Raw genomic sequence first — 17,913 nt, 5'->3', positions numbered from 1 at the left:
ACCAGCTCACCCAATCGCGGCCGCTGTCGGCGCGTCCTGATCCCACGTCGCGGTCTCCACGATCTGTCCCGCACGTGAAGTGGTGACCGTGAGCTCCATCCCCGGCACGCTCCCGATACGTGCCTCGTCGAGGGCCTGGATATAGCCGGTGTACCGCGGGTACTCGACCGGCTGGCACCGGGCCGTCGTGGTCTCCTCGCCGAAGAAGATCGCGGACAGTTCGACACGGTTCTGCTCGTGCCGCTGGTATCCGGCGCGCCGCTCGATCTCGGTGTCGTAGTCGTCGCCGTAGCGGTCGACGAACTGCTGGTAGGTGGCCATGGGGTGTCTCCTTCAATCGTGCGGTCGTGGTGTGGCCGCGTGGAGGGCGCCGGGACAGGTGCCCTATCGCCGGGACGTAGCCGTTTCAGGCCCGGCGCCCTCCGCGCCGTCACGCGACGATCGAGGCGGGCGCCCAGGGCTCGGAACGCGTCACCGCGGCGACGATCTGCCCGGCGTCGTCGATCTCGACGGCGAGGATGTAGCCGCCGCGCGGGCCGTCAGCGAGCACGACCTCGCGTCGGTTCGCCAGGGTGTGGTCGTCGGTGACGGTGTAGATGCGGCCGCGGTGGCTGATCCGGGTGCCGGCGGTGATGGTGGTGTTCTGCATGGCGTCTCCTTCGCTCGTGGTGTTACTACAGTTATAACAGGCTATGGGTTGAGATGCAACAGCTACCTACAATCAGGAACGAGCCGAAGGAGACCCAATGCCCAAACCCGCCGGGAACGCGCAGGTCATAGCCGACCGCCAACGAGCCACCCGAGCTGTCGAACTCCGCGCCCAAGGCCACACCTACCAAGAGATCGCCGACGCCCTCGACTACGCCGACCGCACCGTCGCCTATCGCGCCGTCCTACGCACCATCAACCGCAACGAAGCGCAGGTCGTCGACGACTTCCGCGACCTCATGGCCGAACGCTACGAAGCCCTCTACGAACGCGCCCTCAAAGAACTCGACGCCGCCGCCAGCAAAGGCCGCGAGATGGGGAAATCTCAACTGATCAACAGTGCCCGGCAAGCACTCGACAGCCTCGCCCGTATCCGGGGGATCGACAAGACCCCGACCGTCAACGTCACCACCACGACCACCGTGTCCGCCTCACAAGAAGCGATCGCCACCGAGATCGCAGGCCTCGCCGACGCCCTGCGCACCAAACTCCGCGCCGACGCCGACGCCGCCGGCCTCGCACCACCCGAACTGCCGGTCCTCGACGGCATTGTGGCCGCGGTGACCTACGACGACGAGACCCCCGATGACCAGTAGCCCCCTCGACGGCCTCACGATGGACGAGCTGATCGCCCTGAAACGACACCTCGCCGAAGAAGCCGTGAAAGCCGGGATCGCGCTCCCCGCAGCCTCCACGCCCGGGGCACTCGCCGGATCCTGCGACCCGTCGAGCCGTGAACGCACGCACACCCGCGCGATGGACGCCGCCCTCGTGCAACTCCTCGCCAAGCCGAACGCGCGACTGATGATCTTCAGCCCACCGCAGATCGGCAAGTCCACCCGCGCAGCCCGATGGTTCCCGTTCTGGTGGCTCACCATGAACCCGCGCGACAAGATCCTCCTCGCCTCCTACGCCGCATCCCTGGCGCACACACACGGCGGCGCGGTCCGCGAGATGGTGCGCATGTACGGCGCCGACTACGGGCTCCGCCTCTCGACCACCACCTCGTCGCGCGCCGCATGGGAACTCACCGCCGGCGGCGGTCTGCGGTCGGTCGGTGTCCGCGGCGGCCTGTCCGGCCAGCCCATGGACCTCGGCATCATCGACGACCCTTTCGCGGGCCGAGCCGACGCCGACTCGCCCACGATGCGCACCGCGGTCTGGAACTGGTACAGCGCGGTGTGGTCGGCGCGCCGATCACCGACCGCGCGCGAGGTCATCGTGATGACCCGCTGGCACCAAGACGACCTCGCCGGCCGCCTCCTCGACCGCGACGGCCGCGTCGAGGAAGGCGGGGAGTGGACCGTGCTCCACATGCCGGCGCTCGCCCTCCCCGAGGACCACGACCGCGGGATCTTCGCCGACCCACTCGGCCGCGCCCCCGGAGATCCGCTGTCGCACCCGAAGATCGACGACGGCGACACCACCGCGCTCGTCGCGCACTGGACCCGCCAGAAAAAGCGCTCCACCCCGCGGGACTGGGGCGCCATGTACCAGGGCACGCCGACGGCTGTGGAGTCCGCGTTGCTCGACGACGACCAGATCCGCGACGCCACCCAACCGGCACCGTCGGAGTTCCGCCGTAAGGCCGTCGGCGTCGACCCTGCTGGTGGTGGCCGCGACTCGGTTGGTGTGGTGGTTGCCGGTCTCGACGCCGAGGGGCGGGCGTGGTTCCTCGACGACCAGACCGCCCGGATGAAGGCCGACGAGTGGCCGGAGCGTGTGTGCCTGACCGCGTACGAGCACGACGCGACGCTGATCATCTTCGAGAAGAACTACGGCGGCGACATGCCCGGCCAGCTCATCGCGCAGGCCTGGAAGGCGCTGCAGGGCCGCGACTTGGTGTCTGGGATGTGCCCGCTGGTGAAGGGCGTGAACTCGCGGACATCAAAGGTGCTGCGCGCCGAGCCGATCGCGCAGGCGGTGCGCACTGATCGTGTGCGGTTCGCGCGCGGCGCTGACCTGGGCCAGTTGTGCACGGAGTGGACGATGTGGGAGCCGGGGTCGACGTGGTCGCCGGGCGCGCTCGACGCCGGCGTACACGTGGTGACCGAGCTCCTGCCGAATGTGCCGCGAGGGACGGTGGTGTCGAATCCGGCGAAGGTGCAGCGTGGGCAGGCTCCACGGGGTGGTCTCGCCGCCCGCCGCCGCGCCTCCTGATCGCAGTATGTGGGTAGCGGTTGCACAACAACCATCGAACAGTTATAACTGCGGTAACACCACATTGAAGGAGACCGACCATGAAGACCACAGCCAGCGTCATCGCCGCGACCCTGCCCGAATACCCGTTCGCCGACTGCATCGCCGTCGACCGCGGAGACGGCACCGACCCCTTCCTCGCCCCGACGGCATTCGCCGACTACTACGCCGCCCGCGACTACACCATCACGGCGGTCCTCTGATGTCCGGCAACACCGCCGCCGACGCGGCCGTCCTGTTCTGCCTCCTGTTCGCCGCCGCCGCCACGGCGTCCGCGATCTGGATCGTCGACTACTGGAAAGCGCACATGGCCGCGCCCTACGACCCCGAGACCGGCGAGCGGTACCCGACCCACCCGGACCGACTCTGCCCCGGCTGCGAGTCGGCCTACACAGACGGCCGCAAGCTGTGCGACACGTGCCGCGAACTGCGGGTATCGCGATGAGCCTGGTACCGACATGGCTCGAAGCCGAGGTCGACCTCGCGATCGACGAAGGATTCACCGGAAAGGCACTCGACTACGAGATCGAGCGCCGCTCACGCCGACATCGCCGCCGCGCCCGAGCACGCGACACCCACTACGGCCCGCGGCCCGCCGCCGACCCGTGGCCGCACCCGTGGTGACCTCACGCATCGCGCTCGCCGCAGCATTCCTCCGGGCCGCCGCCGCGCTCGTCGCCCTCGCCCTCATGATCGGCTGGTACCCCTGATGGCCGTCGGCGACTTCCCGCGCTGCACCGGCTGCGGTGCCCGCCTCAACGTGTGGACGCCGCCCCGCGAGTGCGAGCATTGCCGCCTCGAGTCCACAAGTCCTCCGCAATCGACGGTTAGAGTGAGACAGTAACCGGCAATTCAGGAGGACCGTCCGCGTGCCACACTCCCTCACGATCCTGCTCACCCTCGGCCTGATCATGCGCATCACCCGGCTCCTCGTGGTCGACGAGATCCTCCACCGGCCCCGCACCTGGCTGTGCGTCAAACTCGGCCTGTCGAACCCCATCGCCTACCTGCTCACCTGCTCGTGGTGCATGAGCGTGTGGGTCGGCGCCGGTGTGTCGGCGGCCTGGTGGCAATGGGGCGACACCCGATGGTGGACCGCCGCCGCCCTGGCCGGCACGGCGTCGCTGCTGGCCGGATGGGGCGCGAACTGGCTCGACCCCGCACCCGAGGAGGCGTAGCCGATGGCACGCAAACGCAACCCCGACTCACGTCTCCCGGCGCTCGCCGCCGCCGCGCAACCCCTCTCGACCCTTCGCGTGCCCCCGGGCGCGATGGTCACCCAGATCCCCGTCCGGCGTGGACGCGACAACCGCACCGGATCCCGCGGACAGTCGGTGACGGCGGCCGCGCAAGTCCTCACCGCCAAGACGATCGACCGCAAGATCAAAGCGCCGCCCACCGAGCAGTGGCAGACCGAAGCATGGGACCTCCGCGACGAGATCGGGGAACTCCGCTTCATCGGAGACCGCCAAGCCCGCGCCTGCTCCCAAGTGCGCCTGTACATTGCCGAAGCTCCCGACGACCCGACCGCCGACCCCGTACCCACCGAAGACGAGATCGGGCTCGACCTGCAGGCGATCTTGTTCGGCAATCGCGCCGGTACCGAACAACTGATCAAGCGGTATGCGCAGCAGTTGATCTTCAACGGCGAGTCGATCCTGCACGTCACTCAGGACGGGTCGCGGCTGGCGGTCACCGCGCGGTCCCGTGCTGAACTCACCGGGCAGCCCGGTCGTTGGATCCTCAACGACGGCGTGAACGACCCGCACAAGGTCGACGACAACGAACTGCTGATCCGGTCGTGGACCACGCACCCGCAGTGGTACGCCCGCGCCGACGCCCCAGTGCGCGCCGTCCTACAAGCCGCCCGCGAGCTGCGCGGCCTGTCACAGTTCGTGACCGCGCAAGTCGACTCCCGCCTCGCCGGCGCCGGGATCCTGCTGCTGCCCGAGGGCATCGAGTCCATGATGAAACCCGACGACGCCCCCGAAGACTGGGACTTCGCCGACGATCTGACCGCGGCAATCATGACGCCGATCACCGACCGCGACTCCGCAGCGAGCGTGGTTCCATACATGGCGACCGTCCCGGGGGATCTGCTCGACAAGATCAAGCACCTCACCTTCTCGACGCCGCTCGACGAGCACGCCGCAGAACTCCGCGAAGAGACGATCCGCCGAATCGGTCTCGGAATGGACTCCGACCCATCTGTGCTCCTCGGTCAGGCGTCATCGAACCACTGGTCAGCGTGGGCGGTCGACGAGAACGAGATCAAGTTCGGTGTCGAACCGGTCGTCGCGACGCTGTGCCACTCGCTGACCGAAGGCCTGCTGCACCCGCTCCTGGAACAGCGCGGTCTCGATCCGTCGCGGTGGATGGTGTGGTTCGACTCGACACCCTTGCAGGTGCGGCCGGACAGGTCGAAGGACGCGCAACTGCTGTACGACAAGGGCGTGATCTCCGCTGCGGTTCTTCGCCGCGAGAACGGGTTCGGCGACGACGACGCCCCCGATGCGGTCGAGGCGAAGACCACCCTGATCCGGGAACTGATCGCCACCCGCTCGGACCTGATCGACAAGTGGCTGCCCGAACTCGGCATCGTGATTCCCGGGATCACCGACAACGCCGAACGCGTCGACGACACCCTCGCCGAAGACGAGGCACCCCCGTCCGCCGCCGAGGTGGTCGCCGACGTCGCCGAGGAGGCACCGGACGGGCCGCCGGTCATGGGGGAGACGGAGGCCACCGAGTGACCGCGCCGACGTCGAGCGACGTGTTTCTGGCCTGCCACATGGCCGTGCGGTTGTCCCTGCAAGGCGCGGCGAAAGCCATCGTGAACCACCGCGGCCGATCCGAACGCGGCCGGTACCGCGACGTCCTCGCCGAAGACCTGTACCTCGTCCTCGACCCGCCCGCCCAGCCCGACGAGCTCGACCGGTGGGAACAGACCTTCACCGCGTGGTGGGGTCTACCGTCGGTGCTCGATGAAGCTCAGGTCCCGCACATCCAGCTGTACATGCGTGCGTGCGCCCAGTACGTGCGTGACTGCATGATCCGGCAGGAAGCGCACAACCCTGACGCGCTGCGCGCCTACCTCGCCCAGGTCGACCATGTCACCGGCGCCGCGTAACCTGCAGCGCCTGGCCGCCGAGCGCCGTCTGGTGCTCGCCGAACGCCTCATCGAGGACGCGATGGTGCGCGCCGTCGGATCCTGGCTCGCCACCGTCCGCGACACCCTGATCGCCGAACTTTCCCCGGCCGGCCTGACCGCCGCCGGATACGGCGAAGTCGAACGGGCCGCCGAGGCGGCGAAGAACTGGAACGCCTGGCGGCACGAACTCGACAACACCTTGCTGCCCGCCGTCGCGATCGCGTTCGGGGAACAGTTCCAGGACGCGCGCCGCCGCGCCGGCAACGGATCGCTCCCGCACCAGCAGGACTACCTCGCCCAGGTCGCCGACCGTCTCCGGATCTGGCCCGAAGGCGCCTTCGAGCGTCTACGCCCTGAACTCCTCGAAGCGCTCGCCGAAGCCGAGACGATCGAGCAGATCACCGACCGCGTCGGCTGGGTCCTCGGAATCGACGCCGACCAGCGCGCCATCAAGGCGATGATCAACGAAGTCGAGGCCGAACTCGAGCAGCCCGATCTCACCCCGGAGCGGCGCGCCGACCTCCGCGCCCGCCGCCGCCGACTGTGGCAGGACCACGACGACGAAGAGACCCGGTGGCGGTGGCTCGCCCGCCGGATAGCGCGCACCGAAGCGCACGGTGCGGTGATGGCCGGCCAGCTCGCCGCCGCACGTGAACGCGAAGCCGAACACGGGATCACGCTGTACAAGCGGTGGCTCGCGACCGAGGACACCCGCACACGCGCATCGCACCGGGTCGCCGACGGGCAGACCGTGCCGCTCGCGCAGCCGTTCCGGGTCGGCGGGTTCCTGCTGCAGTTCCCCGGCGACCCCATCGTGATCGCACCACACGAAACCATAAATTGCCGCTGCTCCCTGCTGATTTTGGACGGCGACGAACTCCAAGACGAACTACAAGGCCCGGACGGAAGCCTCGGCGAGGTGAAGCCCGGAGGTGTCCGGGTAGGCACTGACGATCCTGACGAGGCCGAAGCGGCGATCCACGACGTTGTGGAGGCCGAGCAGTTGCAGCCGCCACCTGATCCGGCGGACCGCGGTGAACGGCACGGCCAGCCGACACCACCGGACGGCCCGCACATCGAGTGGCGCGACGAACGCGACGAACCGGTGTGGCGCGAACCCGACCCCGCCGACGTCGACCTGTCCGGCTACTCCGACGACGAACTGTTCCAGTTGATGGTCGACAACGCCGACGGATTCGACGGCATGTACGAAGCCGCCCGCAACGAATGGGATCGGAGAGCACTCGAACTCGACCGGCCACCATCCGACACTGACACCGAAGAAATTGATCTCGGGCTGCTCAACGACGCCGACCTGGTCGCACAGCAGACGAACGCGCCAACCTCCGCCGGCCAGGAGGAGTGGGAAACGCGAGTCGAGGTGATCGACTCCAAGATCGTCGACGACGACGTGTTCGATCGGCTCGCCGACGATGCACCGTCCGACTACAGGACCAGGCGAAGTGCAGCGCTGACAGAGGTCACAGCGATCGAGGCTTCCGACCCGAACGCATTCGATCCTGTGCAGTCACCCGAGCACGACAGGGGCATACCGCCGATCGTGCTGTCAGCCATCCCGGACCTGAAACTCGACAGGGCGGATGTCGAGAAGATCATCTACGGGGTACCCGACAACAAGGCTGGCGGTCACCTGTTCGGGGTGACTCGCCCTGGCAAGAGCGAGACACCGCGAGCATGGACCCCAGCCCGGTTTCTTCTTGCGCTACTGCTGCTCACCGTCGGATACCACTACGAAGCGTTCAGCGGCGATCGGCGGGTACGGCGCCTAGAGGTCAACGGCGTGATCTTCGAGCTGTCCACGTACACGCAGGGCGGGAAGACGAAGTTCCGGTCGTTCTTCGCGCTCAACGGGGCCGGTGTCTACAAGATCGACCGTGCGACGGGTCGCCGCGTTCCGGTGCCGCTGGATCGGCGTCTCCTGTACCGGGACGATCTGTGACGGTAGGCTGTCGGACATGATGACGTGGGAGGAAGAGCGCGCGGCCGCCAAGGCGGTCGTGGACGCTGTCGCGCCCGCACTCGACGCCGATCCTGCCTGGCGCGACCGCCTTTACCGCGACCTCGGCAACGGCAACATCGACGGCGATGACATCGCCGAGTCGGCCCTGAACGCCGCCGTCACGTTCGACGTCATCCTCACCCCGGACGTTCTCGCGGGCGCCCGCCGGGTGGCAGACGAGAGCGGCCAGATCCCCAACGGCGACAATCCGGTCACCGACATCTACCGGCACCTGGCGGTGCTAGAGCAGCGCACGACGCTGTCACCGGCTTAGCTTCGCCCATCCCGCCGCGACGGTGGGGGATACTGTCAGAGAACGAGATCTGTTCGTGCTGCTGGCGGTTGGGGCCGGGCACCCGAATCACCGGGAGCCCGAATGTCTTCTGCCACCCTCGCCGCCCTGACTGCTGCTGGTGTCGTCTACGACCGCGCCGATTTCGCCGACCCGCGCCTCAACGGGCCGACTGCCCTCACCGTCACCGCCGACGGCCGCGTGTACGGGCACCTCGCCACGTTCGACACCCCGCACATCGGGTTCGCGAACCAGCGCGTCACCCCACCCCGCTCGCAAACGAACTACGCCTACTTCCACCAGGGCGTCGTCCGGACCGGTGACGGTGACCTCCCGGTCGGGAAACTCACCCTCGGCACCGGACATGCACCGGTCGACGGCCGTACCGACGCCGTCGCAGCAGCCGCGCACTACGACAACACCGGCACCGTCGCCGCCGTCGTCCGCGCCGGCGAGGACCAGCACGGGATCTGGCTGGCCGGCCGGATCGTGCCCGGCACCCCGGACGAGCGGGTCGACGAACTCCGCCGGTCCGGGGTGTCCGGCGACTGGCGCGGGATCGACGGGTCGATGGAGCTCGTCGCGGCGCTCGCCGTGAACACGCCGGGGTTCCCGATACCGCGGACTGAGCAGCTCGTGGCGGCCGGTTCGTACGGTGCGCTGGTGGCGGCTGGGATCGTCGCCCCGCCGGGCGCGGACCTGCCGAAGTCGTCGGCCGAGTTGCAGGCCGTCGTCGCGGCCGCAGTGCGCGAGGAGATGGAACGCCGCGACGAACGCGCCCAGGTGCAGCGTCGTCGTGCGGCCGCAGTGCGGCGTGTGGATGCGATCGTCGCGGCCGCGCATCAGGATCGGCGGGCCGCAGCAGTCGCGAAGGTGAACACGGCGCTGGGGATCACCGCGGCGAGCGGCCGCCGGGTGCGCACCCAGGAGGGCGCTCAGCGGTTCGGGGTGTCGGTCGGCGACCTGATCCCGAAGGCGGTCGAGCAGGCGCGGCAGACTGCGGAGGACTTCGCCGAGGCCGCCGGGGACGATCTGGCGAAGGCGATCGACCCGGATCGCGGGAAGGACTCGGCCAAGGTGAAGAAGTCCGCACCGGCCAAGCCGAACGGTGAACCGAAGGCAGAGACGAAGCCGGGCGGCGGGAAGTCGCCGGCCGAACCGAAGGCCGACACCGAGCCCGCGGCGAAGCCCTCGGATTCGAGCGCGAAACCGGACAAGCCGCAGGTGAACGGCAACATATCGGAGAAGCCGAAGAGTTCGCCGTCCTCGTCGGATGACGCGTCTGCTGCCGACTCTCCGGTACCGCCGCGCACCGACGGCCAGCCGGGGGACCGTCTCGAAGAGGACCAGGCCCCGAGCCTCGGCCGCGACGGCGGCGCGCTCGTCGAGTTCCGCGACGGCGTCGCCTACTACTCGGATGGCACCTACACCGACGGCACTGGGTGGAAGGAAGGCGGCCCGCCGACCGCTCCGGCGACTGAACGCGTCGAGAGCCCCGCCGAGGTGCCTGACACGGCCCAGCCGGTCGCGTCGGTCGACGACGGCGGTGACTGGCAGGGCATGGACCCGTCTGTCACCGGCACCCCTGGTGAACCGGTCACTGACACCGATGTACCGCCGCGCCTGGACGGCGACGGCTACCTCGAAGAGGACCAGATCCCGGCGACGGGTGCGCATGGTGGCGCCCTGTCCGAGTATGTCGCCGGGGTCGCGTTCTACGACGACGGCACCGACACCGACGGCACCACGTGGCGGTACAGCGAACCGTACGAGGAGGAATCGACGGAGCGTGCGGTCACCGCGGCCGCCCTGTCGCGCGCGGTCGCCATCATCGCGGCGGCAGGTGGTGGTCACCCAAAAGCCTGATCGCGGCGGCGGTAGTGCGCAGAGTGCGAACTCCGGCCGGCGCGAGACGGTACGGGCAGCCGATCGGCTCGATCATCGTGACGCGTCCGGGTGGTAGCCGGGGTCGGGAATTGTCGCTGTCGCACATGAGCGACGACGACCTCACCGAGCTGATGGAGGACGCCGCAGCACGCGACAAGAACCCGCAGGTGTACGAGGCCGCATTCACCGAGTGGGCGCGCCGTCAACCAGACGTCGAACCGGCTCCGGACGACCTGCCGCCCCCGCCGGACCCGTGGGACGAACCGGACCCGACCGCGTCGGATCGGCTGGACATGCTGCGCGCCGAACGCGATGACGCACTCGAGCGACTGCGCGCGGAAGCACACGAGGACGACGCATCGTGGCAGGAGGACCTCGACCGCTACGAGGTGTACTCGGTGCTGATCGCCCACGAAGAGAAGCTGACCGCATCGCCCCGCGACGCAGACGCCGTGGACGAGGCCAGCAGCGGTGCAGTCAGCCGGGACGGCACCGCCGAGGTCGAGATCAGCGCGGCCCAGCGCAAGCAGTGGGAGATCATGGAGCAGGCCGAGCAGATGGCCGCCGCCGAGGGAATCTCGTACGAGGAGGCGCTCGGACGTGTCCAGGGGCTTGACCCTGAGCAGGTGCGGCGCCGCGAGTTTGTGCGCCTCGGCCGTGAACTTGGCTACTCGGCCACGAGCTTCAACAAGCTCGTCGACGAGGTGCACCAGGACTACGAGTACGACATGCAGCTGCGCATGGAGGACCATGCGCGCGGTCACGTCATCGCCCGCGAGCACCGGGAGCGCCCGGACTTCTGGTCGTGGTGGAACGAGAACGGCAAGAGCGTGTTCCGGATGACCGACGCGGAGGCCCGCAAGTACCTGTCGCCGGAGGCCAAGGAGTTCTTCGACGAGGTGGGCGGACGGGTCTCGAAATCCGACCTGGTGACGCTCATCGAGGCAGGTAGACTGAGCGAAAGCCTCGACCCGGAAGCGATCCAGATCGCATTCTCCCAGTGGGACGGACGGCACAAACGAGGGGACTACCTGCAATGAGCGTGAGCGTGACGCGTGAGGAGTTTCAGGAGGCAACCCGCGAGGGCCGCGAGTCCGGCCCCGGCGACAAGTGCCCATACCCGGGCGGGATCCTCGCCGCGACATGGCGGCGAGGGCACCGCGAATCGCTTGCGGCCCTGAACGCCGAGATGGTCGCCCGGATCGATGCTCAACGCCCCACTCATCTGACGGACGAGGCAGTCACCGCGGCGGCCGATCAACGCCTACGTGTCCTCGACGTAATCGACCAGTCCCGCAGCTGATGGCCTGCAATTGTGGTGGCAACCGTCGGGTGACGGTGCACGAGTCGCACCGCCCCGACGGGCAGATCAAACGCTATCTGACCGAGGTCGAAGCGCGCCGCGACGTCGAACAATACGGCGGCACCTACGCCCAGGTGACCCAGATACCTAGGTAAACGCGCTACGCTATCGGTTGAAAGCCGCTGGCGGTTGGGGCCGGGCAAGTGTTCACGCACTCACCCGGAGGAGCCAGCCATGGCCATCACCCTGCAGTCCCTGCTCGACGACGCCAGCCGCGCCACCGACCCCGCAGACCGGAAGGGCGCCGTCAAGGCGGCACTGTCCGGTGAGGGCGTCGACCGCGCACAGGTCGACGGCATGCTCAACGAGGCAGTCGAGAGCTTCCAGACCCTCAACGACAGCGAGCCCACCACCAAGGACGAGGTCCTGGCGCTGGAACTGCTCGCCGAGGTCATCGGCGTCGCCCGCGAGGTGACCAACGACCTCGACGCACAGGACGCCGAGATCGCGAACCGTCGCTCCGAGCTGGCCGCGCAGGTCCTCGGTGACGACACCAGCAATGAGGCCGCCGACGCCGACGAGCAGAGCGAGACCCCCGACGAAGGTGACGGCGACGCCGGTGCCGAGGTGGTCGCCGAGGCCGAGGCTGTCGCAGCAGAGGCCGCCGCGCCCGCCGGAGTGACCGCGGCCGCGCGCATGCCGCGCATCGACCTGGCCGCCATCAAGGCCAAGGCGCCGGCCGACACCGAACCGGCCCCGGGCCCCGAGCCGCGCGCGGTAATCACCGCGGCCGCCGGTGGCCGCGACACCAACGTCGGGCAGCGACTCGACCTCGACGGAATGGTCGCCGCCGCGATCTCGAAGATCGAGTCGATGCCGCGTGACTTCTCGTACGCGCGCGGTGAGACCCGGCCGTCGAACATCAACCCCGTGCGCGTGTCGGCCGGTATCGCCCAGATCCGCGGCGATTGGCCGGCCGAGCTCGTCGCTTCCGGTCAGGGCGCCGACGACAACGACGTCATCGAGAACGCGGTCAACCAGGCCCGGCTCCCCGGCGGAGGCATCGTCGCCGCTGGCGGCTGGTGCGCGCCGTCGGAGACCATCTACGAACTCGCGCCGCTGCTGGCCGACGCGAACGCCGGCCTGTACTCCTTCCCGGAGATCCAGGCCAAGCGCGGCGGTATCCGCACCACCACCGGAGTCGACTTCGCCTCGGTGTGGGGCGGCAATGTCGGCCTGATCCAGACTGAGGCGCAGGCGATCGCGAACACGGCGAAGGTGTTCTACCGGCCGGGCTGCCCGGAGTTCACCGAGCGCCGTCTCGACGTCATCTACTCCGGTCTCGAGGTCGGGTTCCTGCAGGACAACGCCTACCCGGAGGTCACCCGGCAGACCATCGAGGGTGTGATGGCGGTGCACGCGCACCGCGTCAACGCCTCGTCGATCGCCCGCGCGGTGGCCCAGTCCACCGAGGTCGACCTGACTACGGTCCTCGGACCGTCGGCGGCCGGGTCGGTCCTCAACGGCCTCGAACTGCAGATCGTCGACATCCGCTACAAGTACCGGATGCCCGAGAACGCGACCATCGAGGTCAAGGCCCCGTTCTGGCTCAAGCCCGTCATCCGCGCAGACCTCGCGCTCCGCGCCGGCGACGGCAGTGTGGTCGACGTGTCCGACGCCGAGATCACGGCGTTCTTCGCCAAGCGCGGCGCGGTCGTCGAGTTCGGCTACGACTGGCAGGACGCCTACAGCACCAACCCCGCCGCCGGATTCGGTAAGGCTGCCGCGCTCACCGCGTTCCCGACGTCGGTGGACCTGCTCATGTACCCGGCTGGCACGTTCGTCCGCGCCCGCGGTGAGGTCGTGAATCTCGACACGGTCTACGACTCGGAGAACCTGGCCGAGAACGACTACCTGCGGCTGTTCCTCGAAGAGAAGATCATGGTGCACAAGCGCGCCTACGAGTCGCGTCTGGTGAAGCTGCCGCTGGCGGTCAACGGCGCGACCGGATCGGCTCTGGTCCTCGACGGCAACGGCAAGGTCGTTCCCGTCGAGCCGTGATCGGCTGCGGTGGCCGAGCATGCCACGCTCAGGCCTCGGCCACCGCAGTCCACCAGCCCGCACTAGACCAAGGACCAGGACATGCCCCTCCCGCCCGTATGGGTTCCCCCGCACCAGACCAGCCCCCCGGCGCACGGTCTGCTGTCGGTTGCCGACGTCCTCCCCGAGAGCGGTTCGCACTGGCAGATCGCCGGGGTCGAGTACGACTGTCCGGCCCGGGTCGGCGAGGTTGTCGTCGGCTCGGTCGCGTGCCCGGATGACCCGGACTTCGGGGACGGCGACGAGGGTTTCGACCCGCGCACTGACGTTCCGGTCCGGCTGTCCACGGTGCTCGCCGCCAAGCCCGTCGGCCGCACCCTCGACGACTTCCGGGTGTTGGCACGAGAACAGCTCCGCGCCGGCGAGGGTCCGGCGCTCGAACAGGTGCTGTGGTCCACGCACGACACCGACCCGCGGTTCATGCACGAGGACATGCCGACCCCGACCGGCCTGGTCGCTGTCGGCGTCCTCGACGCTGTCGGGGCACTCGACGCCTGGCTGTACAACCACTACGCGGGTACCGGCATGATTCACGTGCCCCGCAAAATCGTCGGCCACCTGGTCAAGGCGAAGGCCGTCCGCCACGACGGCGGCCGCCTGGTCACTCAGCTCGGCACCCCGGTCGTCGCTGGCGCCTACCCGGGCACCGGTCCCGAGGACCAGACTCCCGACGCCGGGCAGGTGTGGATCGCTGCGACCGGCGACGTCCGGGTGCGGCGCACCGAGGTGCTGCAGGCCACCGACGGCGACTTCGATCCGGCCACCAACACGGTGACGACGATCGCTCAACGCATCTATGTGGCGTCGTGGGACGGACTGTCCGCGGCGGCTCTCGTCGACGTGAAGGAGCTGTGATGCCGACGATCATCCCGAAGGACCAGGGCGCCGACCTCGCCCGGCTCGCCGCCGACCTGCTGGCTGCGGCGGGGGACCGGCCCGAGCGGGTCGAGACGATCACTCTCGAGCGCGGCAAGACCGCTTTCGTCGTCGACGACGACTTGGCCGCCGCCCTCGCCGGAGCGAAGAAGGAACCGGCGAAGAAGGCGGCACCACGCAAGACGGCCGCGAAGAAGGCCACCGCGACCACCGAATAGGCCGCGCGCACAACTGAACACGATTTCGCCGCTGGCGGTTGGGGCCGGGCACCACACCACCAAATGAGAGGTGCCCATCATGCCGAACACCGTCTGGCCCAGCGTCCACGCGTCCCGCATGCGAATCACGAAGCTGAACGCGTGCGGCGTGCCCATCACGTCTCCGCTCAACAAGAGCCTGCTCGTCACCGACGGCATCGTGAAGATCAACTTTGCCCCGGAGTACGAGGACGGCGAAGAGACCCTCCGCAAGAACGGATCGGGGAAGATCTGCGTCAACCACGAGGATCCGCCGCAGCTGAAGAACGTCGGCGTCGAGATCGAGTTCTGCGGCATCGACCCCGAGGCGTGGTCGCTGATCACCGGTCAGGACCTCGTGCTCGACTACCTGGGCAACGCGGTCGGTCAGTCCATGGGCTCGGACCCGATCGATGCGAACTTCGCGATCGAGGGCTGGTCCGATGTGCCGGGCGTCGCCTGCGAGTCCGGCGAACCCGGGTACGGGTACTGGCTCGTCCCGTTCGTCGGGAACGGCCGTGTCGGCGACATGGAACTCGCGGTCGGCGGCGCCGAGTTCACGGTGTCGGCGAAGACGAAGCCGGGCACCGGGTGGGGTGCTGGCCCGTACTCGGTCGTGCGGGATGTCGACGAGAACGACGCGCCGATCGCGGTGCCGCTGCTGGTGCCGCTCACCAAGTCCAAGCACTTCCACTTCGAGATGACCCCGGTCGCCCCGCCGGAGCCGACCGAGGGCGCGGTGCTGCTCACCCCGTACACGCCGTAGTGCCAGACAGTCTGTGAGGCCGCGAACCCGCCCCGCTGGGGTCCAGGGTTCGCGGCCTCACGGCATCTAGACCGAAGGAGACCTGATGAAGTACAAGACGTGGCCGGTCGTCATCCCGGCCGACCTCGCCGACGAGTGGGCGACCTACGGTGCGGGAACCCGGCAGCGCGCCGAGGACCTCGCCCGCCAGGTGATGTTCACTCTGACCGGGCAGCGGTTCGGCACCATCACCGCGACGGTGCGGCCGTGCTTCCAACCGGCCGACGTCGGCCGCAACTACCGCGGCGCGGGGCACGTGTTCTGGCCGGGCCTGCTCAACGGCGCCCCGAACGCGGTCGGGCCGTGCGGGTGCAGTCCGCAGTGCACCGAGGTCGGCTACGACCGGCTCGCGCTACCGGGCCCGGTGCACGAGGTCGTGTCGGTGATGATCGACGGCGTGCTGGTCGACGAGACCGCCTATCGGGTCGATCACCGGCGGTGGCTGCACCGGATCGACGGGCAGCGGTGGCCGAAGCACCAGGACCTGCACGCGGCTGACGACGCTGTCGGCGCGTTCACGATCGTCTACCTGCAAGGCCTCCCGGTCCCGGACCCGGGTCCGGAGATGGCTGGTCTGCTGGCCGTGGAGTTCGCGCGCGGAATGCAGTCCGGGTCGTGCAAGCTCCCCGACCGCGCGACGAGCGTGTCCCGGCAGGGTGTCTCCGTCGAGCTGGCCGACATTCGCGAGTGGTTCACCAACGGGCTCACCGGGATCGAGCAAGTCGACCTGTGGATCATGGCGGTGAACCCGTACAAGTCGCGGCGGCCGGCGCGGATCACTTCGCCTGAGAGTGTGCGGGAGCGCCGCGCAATGGTGATCCGATGATCCCGTGCGGCCCGTACCCGGTGGCGATGGCGCTCTTGGCTCACCTGCAAGCGCATCTGACCGAGACCAGGGCCGGGGCGCCGGACCGGGTGGCGGTGTTCCCGCACGACATGCCGGCGGGGGAGTTCTGCGATCAGGCGTGGGTCGGGTACCGGTCGGTGACGCCGATGACGACACCGAAGGGCGGGTGCGCGTCGATGTGGCGCGCCGAACTCACTCTCGGTGTCACGCGCTGCTATCCGGTGATGCGCGACAACGGCGCCCCGCCCGCAGCGCACGTGGACTCGGCGGCCCGCGACATCGCCGATGACCTGGAAGCGATGCAGCGCGCGGTCCGCGACGCACTGCACGGGGTGACCTACACGCTCGGGTCGTGGCGGCCACTCAACCCGCAGGGCGGGCAGCACGGGTCACGCCTGGACGTGACAGTGGAGATCCAGTTGGGCGCGCACGTCGAACCCGGCGCCCCGATGCTTCCGGGGGATCCACGCGCCGACAACGATGGGGGGGAGCCGTGATCGGCCTGCTGAATCTGATCTGCCCGTCGTGTCTGCGGGTGCGGTTCTCTCCGCTGCACTGGTACGCCCGCGCGATGGGCGCGTGCCCGCGTACATGGCGGTAGGGCCGCTGGCTCAGCCGTTCAATCAATCGTGGGATGACGTGCAACTGTTACCCTCGATCGTATGAGTGAAGTGACCGTCCGCGCAGTTCAGCCCGTCCTCGGCATTCCCGACGGCGGCACCGTCACCATCGAGAAGACCCGACGTGTCGCCGCCGCGATCGAACAGGGGCACCTCGTCGTCGTCGATCCGCCGACCGGCACCGAGCGGGTCGAGACCATCGACATCGGCGCGGTCACCGTCGGCGCGCCGGACGAGTCGGCAACCCGGCAGCAGTGGGCGCGGTTCCTCAGCAACGCCGGTATCGCGGTCAATCGCCAGCAGAAGAAGGCCGATCTGATCGCCGCCTGGAAGGCCCACAACGAAGGCGACTCCGATCTGGACCAGGCCCAGGACGCCGACGCCGACATCGAAGGCGTCCCGGAGGACTGATGGCCGGGGGGCACGCCGAGCTGCACCGCGCCGTCTACGACCGCGAGACGGCCAGGGCTGCACGCCGGTGGGCCGACCGGATCGGCGGACGGGTCGTGAATGAGGCGAAGAAGCGCTGCCCGGTAGACGAGGGCACCCTGCGCGCGTCGATCACGCACGTCGTCGACGCCCAGCCCGGGAAGATCACCGTCGTCGTCGGGTCTCCGCTGGACTACGCCCGCTACATCCACGAAGGCACCGGTGTCCACGGCCCGAAGGGAACACCGATCACGCCGGTCACCCGCCAGGCCCTCAAGTTCAAGTGGGACGGCCCCGGCACGTCGACCCGCTCGAAGGACAAACGCGGCTACGTGTTCGCGAAGTCCGTCAAGGGCGTCAAGCCCAACCCGTTCCTGGCCGACGCACTCGAAGCGGTCATGGGCGTCACCCGGCGCCGCACCAACTAGAAGGAGCACCTC

General features: G+C 68.9%; 24 protein-coding genes. 22 read left to right on the top strand and 2 right to left on the bottom strand.

Features of this window, described 5'->3' with window-relative positions:
• Nucleotides 1–6: 6 nt before the first annotated feature.
• Both C6V83_RS18165 and C6V83_RS18160 read right to left on the bottom strand, forming a co-directional pair.
• Nucleotides 7–321, bottom strand: coding sequence for a hypothetical protein (locus C6V83_RS18165; protein ID WP_105943608.1), 315 nt, complete (start codon nt 319–321; stop codon nt 7–9).
• A 109-nt stretch (nt 322–430) separates the two neighbouring features.
• Nucleotides 431–649, bottom strand: a complete 219-nt coding sequence (locus tag C6V83_RS18160; protein WP_105943607.1) for a hypothetical protein — start codon at nt 647–649, stop codon at nt 431–433.
• Nucleotides 650–746: 97 nt separating this feature from the next.
• On the opposite strand from C6V83_RS18160, the gene C6V83_RS18155 reads away from it, so the two are divergent.
• The 22 genes from C6V83_RS18155 (at nt 747) to C6V83_RS18060 (ending at nt 17,901) form a co-directional block, all read left to right on the top strand.
• On the top strand, nt 747–1,304 hold the full coding sequence (locus tag C6V83_RS18155) for a hypothetical protein (protein ID WP_105943606.1): 558 nt from the start codon (nt 747–749) through the stop codon (nt 1,302–1,304).
• On the top strand, nt 1,294–2,868 hold the full coding sequence (locus tag C6V83_RS18150; protein WP_105943605.1) for a terminase large subunit domain-containing protein: 1,575 nt from the start codon (nt 1,294–1,296) through the stop codon (nt 2,866–2,868). The genes C6V83_RS18155 and C6V83_RS18150 overlap by 11 nt, the downstream gene beginning before the upstream one ends.
• Nucleotides 2,869–2,948: 80 nt before the next feature.
• Nucleotides 2,949–3,110 (top strand): hypothetical protein, encoded by a 162-nt coding sequence (locus C6V83_RS18445; protein ID WP_159067567.1) that lies wholly within the window; start codon nt 2,949–2,951, stop codon nt 3,108–3,110.
• Nucleotides 3,110–3,352 (top strand): hypothetical protein, encoded by a 243-nt coding sequence (locus tag C6V83_RS18145; protein ID WP_105943604.1) that lies wholly within the window; start codon nt 3,110–3,112, stop codon nt 3,350–3,352. Before C6V83_RS18445 ends, C6V83_RS18145 begins: the two co-directional genes overlap by 1 nt.
• Entirely contained in the window at nt 3,349–3,531 is a 183-nt protein-coding gene (locus tag C6V83_RS18140) for a hypothetical protein (protein WP_105943603.1), read from the top strand. Before C6V83_RS18145 ends, C6V83_RS18140 begins: the two co-directional genes overlap by 4 nt.
• 245 nt (nt 3,532–3,776) lie before the next feature.
• Nucleotides 3,777–4,085, top strand: a complete 309-nt coding sequence (locus C6V83_RS18135; RefSeq protein WP_105943602.1) for a hypothetical protein — start codon at nt 3,777–3,779, stop codon at nt 4,083–4,085.
• A 3-nt stretch (nt 4,086–4,088) separates the two neighbouring features.
• Nucleotides 4,089–5,660, top strand: coding sequence for a hypothetical protein (locus tag C6V83_RS18130; RefSeq protein ID WP_105943601.1), 1,572 nt, complete (start codon nt 4,089–4,091; stop codon nt 5,658–5,660).
• Entirely contained in the window at nt 5,657–6,037 is a 381-nt protein-coding gene (locus C6V83_RS18125; protein WP_105943600.1) for a hypothetical protein, read from the top strand. Before C6V83_RS18130 ends, C6V83_RS18125 begins: the two co-directional genes overlap by 4 nt.
• Nucleotides 6,018–8,018: a phage minor head protein gene (locus C6V83_RS18120; RefSeq protein ID WP_105943599.1), complete on the top strand. Its 2,001-nt coding sequence runs from the start codon at nt 6,018–6,020 to the stop codon at nt 8,016–8,018. The genes C6V83_RS18125 and C6V83_RS18120 overlap by 20 nt, the downstream gene beginning before the upstream one ends.
• Before the next feature lie 16 nt (nt 8,019–8,034).
• On the top strand, nt 8,035–8,352 hold the full coding sequence (locus C6V83_RS18115; RefSeq protein ID WP_105943598.1) for a hypothetical protein: 318 nt from the start codon (nt 8,035–8,037) through the stop codon (nt 8,350–8,352).
• A 102-nt stretch (nt 8,353–8,454) separates the two neighbouring features.
• Nucleotides 8,455–10,236, top strand: coding sequence for a hypothetical protein (locus C6V83_RS18110; protein ID WP_105943597.1), 1,782 nt, complete (start codon nt 8,455–8,457; stop codon nt 10,234–10,236).
• Between the two features lie 125 nt (nt 10,237–10,361).
• Nucleotides 10,362–11,297 carry a hypothetical protein gene (locus C6V83_RS18105; protein WP_105943596.1) on the top strand — a complete coding sequence of 312 codons (936 nt, stop codon included), beginning with the start codon at nt 10,362–10,364 and terminating at the stop codon, nt 11,295–11,297.
• Complete coding sequence (locus C6V83_RS18100; RefSeq protein ID WP_105943595.1) at nt 11,294–11,560, top strand: ribosome modulation factor; 267 nt, start codon at nt 11,294–11,296, stop codon at nt 11,558–11,560. Before C6V83_RS18105 ends, C6V83_RS18100 begins: the two co-directional genes overlap by 4 nt.
• Nucleotides 11,561–11,589: 29 nt before the next feature.
• Nucleotides 11,590–11,715: a hypothetical protein gene (locus C6V83_RS18975; RefSeq protein ID WP_267893961.1), complete on the top strand. Its 126-nt coding sequence runs from the start codon at nt 11,590–11,592 to the stop codon at nt 11,713–11,715.
• A gap of 79 nt (nt 11,716–11,794) precedes the next feature.
• Nucleotides 11,795–13,621, top strand: coding sequence for a major capsid protein (locus C6V83_RS18095; protein ID WP_105943594.1), 1,827 nt, complete (start codon nt 11,795–11,797; stop codon nt 13,619–13,621).
• An 81-nt stretch (nt 13,622–13,702) separates the two neighbouring features.
• Nucleotides 13,703–14,515, top strand: a complete 813-nt coding sequence (locus C6V83_RS18090) for a hypothetical protein (protein WP_105943593.1) — start codon at nt 13,703–13,705, stop codon at nt 14,513–14,515.
• Complete coding sequence (locus tag C6V83_RS18085) at nt 14,515–14,754, top strand: hypothetical protein (protein WP_105943592.1); 240 nt, start codon at nt 14,515–14,517, stop codon at nt 14,752–14,754. The genes C6V83_RS18090 and C6V83_RS18085 overlap by 1 nt, the downstream gene beginning before the upstream one ends.
• Nucleotides 14,755–14,833: 79 nt before the next feature.
• On the top strand, nt 14,834–15,538 hold the full coding sequence (locus tag C6V83_RS18080; protein WP_105943591.1) for a hypothetical protein: 705 nt from the start codon (nt 14,834–14,836) through the stop codon (nt 15,536–15,538).
• An 85-nt stretch (nt 15,539–15,623) separates the two neighbouring features.
• Nucleotides 15,624–16,403, top strand: coding sequence for a hypothetical protein (locus tag C6V83_RS18075; RefSeq protein ID WP_105943590.1), 780 nt, complete (start codon nt 15,624–15,626; stop codon nt 16,401–16,403).
• On the top strand, nt 16,400–16,921 hold the full coding sequence (locus C6V83_RS18070) for a hypothetical protein (protein ID WP_105943589.1): 522 nt from the start codon (nt 16,400–16,402) through the stop codon (nt 16,919–16,921). The genes C6V83_RS18075 and C6V83_RS18070 overlap by 4 nt, the downstream gene beginning before the upstream one ends.
• 165 nt (nt 16,922–17,086) lie before the next feature.
• Complete coding sequence (locus tag C6V83_RS18065) at nt 17,087–17,455, top strand: hypothetical protein (RefSeq protein WP_105943588.1); 369 nt, start codon at nt 17,087–17,089, stop codon at nt 17,453–17,455.
• Nucleotides 17,455–17,901, top strand: a complete 447-nt coding sequence (locus C6V83_RS18060; protein ID WP_105943587.1) for an HK97 gp10 family phage protein — start codon at nt 17,455–17,457, stop codon at nt 17,899–17,901. Before C6V83_RS18065 ends, C6V83_RS18060 begins: the two co-directional genes overlap by 1 nt.
• Nucleotides 17,902–17,913: the final 12 nt, after the last annotated feature.

Source organism: Gordonia iterans, from assembly GCF_002993285.1.
Classification (GTDB): domain Bacteria; phylum Actinomycetota; class Actinomycetes; order Mycobacteriales; family Mycobacteriaceae; genus Gordonia; species Gordonia iterans.
Note: the sequence above shows the minus strand (reverse complement) of the source record. Positions and strands in the feature narration are given on the sequence as shown.

Bases quoted from the DNA above. Each gene is read 5' to 3' on its own strand.
- C6V83_RS18115 (WP_105943598.1), top strand. From the start codon at position 8,035: ATGATGACGTGGGAGGAAGAGCGCGCGGCCGCCAAGGCGGTCGTGGAC.
- C6V83_RS18075 (WP_105943590.1), top strand. From the start codon at position 15,624: ATGAAGTACAAGACGTGGCCGGTCGTCATCCCGGCCGACCTCGCCGAC.
- C6V83_RS18145 (WP_105943604.1), top strand. From the start codon at position 3,110: ATGTCCGGCAACACCGCCGCCGACGCGGCCGTCCTGTTCTGCCTCCTG.
- C6V83_RS18150 (WP_105943605.1), top strand. From the start codon at position 1,294: ATGACCAGTAGCCCCCTCGACGGCCTCACGATGGACGAGCTGATCGCC.
- C6V83_RS18090 (WP_105943593.1), top strand. From the start codon at position 13,703: ATGCCCCTCCCGCCCGTATGGGTTCCCCCGCACCAGACCAGCCCCCCG.
- C6V83_RS18065 (WP_105943588.1), top strand. From the start codon at position 17,087: ATGAGTGAAGTGACCGTCCGCGCAGTTCAGCCCGTCCTCGGCATTCCC.
- C6V83_RS18445 (WP_159067567.1), top strand. From the start codon at position 2,949: ATGAAGACCACAGCCAGCGTCATCGCCGCGACCCTGCCCGAATACCCG.
- C6V83_RS18060 (WP_105943587.1), top strand. From the start codon at position 17,455: ATGGCCGGGGGGCACGCCGAGCTGCACCGCGCCGTCTACGACCGCGAG.
- C6V83_RS18165 (WP_105943608.1), bottom strand. From the start codon at position 321: ATGGCCACCTACCAGCAGTTCGTCGACCGCTACGGCGACGACTACGAC.
- C6V83_RS18105 (WP_105943596.1), top strand. From the start codon at position 10,362: ATGAGCGACGACGACCTCACCGAGCTGATGGAGGACGCCGCAGCACGC.
- C6V83_RS18110 (WP_105943597.1), top strand. From the start codon at position 8,455: ATGTCTTCTGCCACCCTCGCCGCCCTGACTGCTGCTGGTGTCGTCTAC.
- C6V83_RS18120 (WP_105943599.1), top strand. From the start codon at position 6,018: ATGTCACCGGCGCCGCGTAACCTGCAGCGCCTGGCCGCCGAGCGCCGT.
- C6V83_RS18080 (WP_105943591.1), top strand. From the start codon at position 14,834: ATGCCGAACACCGTCTGGCCCAGCGTCCACGCGTCCCGCATGCGAATC.
- C6V83_RS18155 (WP_105943606.1), top strand. From the start codon at position 747: ATGCCCAAACCCGCCGGGAACGCGCAGGTCATAGCCGACCGCCAACGA.
- C6V83_RS18100 (WP_105943595.1), top strand. From the start codon at position 11,294: ATGAGCGTGAGCGTGACGCGTGAGGAGTTTCAGGAGGCAACCCGCGAG.
- C6V83_RS18130 (WP_105943601.1), top strand. From the start codon at position 4,089: ATGGCACGCAAACGCAACCCCGACTCACGTCTCCCGGCGCTCGCCGCC.
- C6V83_RS18140 (WP_105943603.1), top strand. From the start codon at position 3,349: ATGAGCCTGGTACCGACATGGCTCGAAGCCGAGGTCGACCTCGCGATC.
- C6V83_RS18070 (WP_105943589.1), top strand. From the start codon at position 16,400: ATGATCCCGTGCGGCCCGTACCCGGTGGCGATGGCGCTCTTGGCTCAC.
- C6V83_RS18095 (WP_105943594.1), top strand. From the start codon at position 11,795: ATGGCCATCACCCTGCAGTCCCTGCTCGACGACGCCAGCCGCGCCACC.
- C6V83_RS18085 (WP_105943592.1), top strand. From the start codon at position 14,515: ATGCCGACGATCATCCCGAAGGACCAGGGCGCCGACCTCGCCCGGCTC.
- C6V83_RS18160 (WP_105943607.1), bottom strand. From the start codon at position 649: ATGCAGAACACCACCATCACCGCCGGCACCCGGATCAGCCACCGCGGC.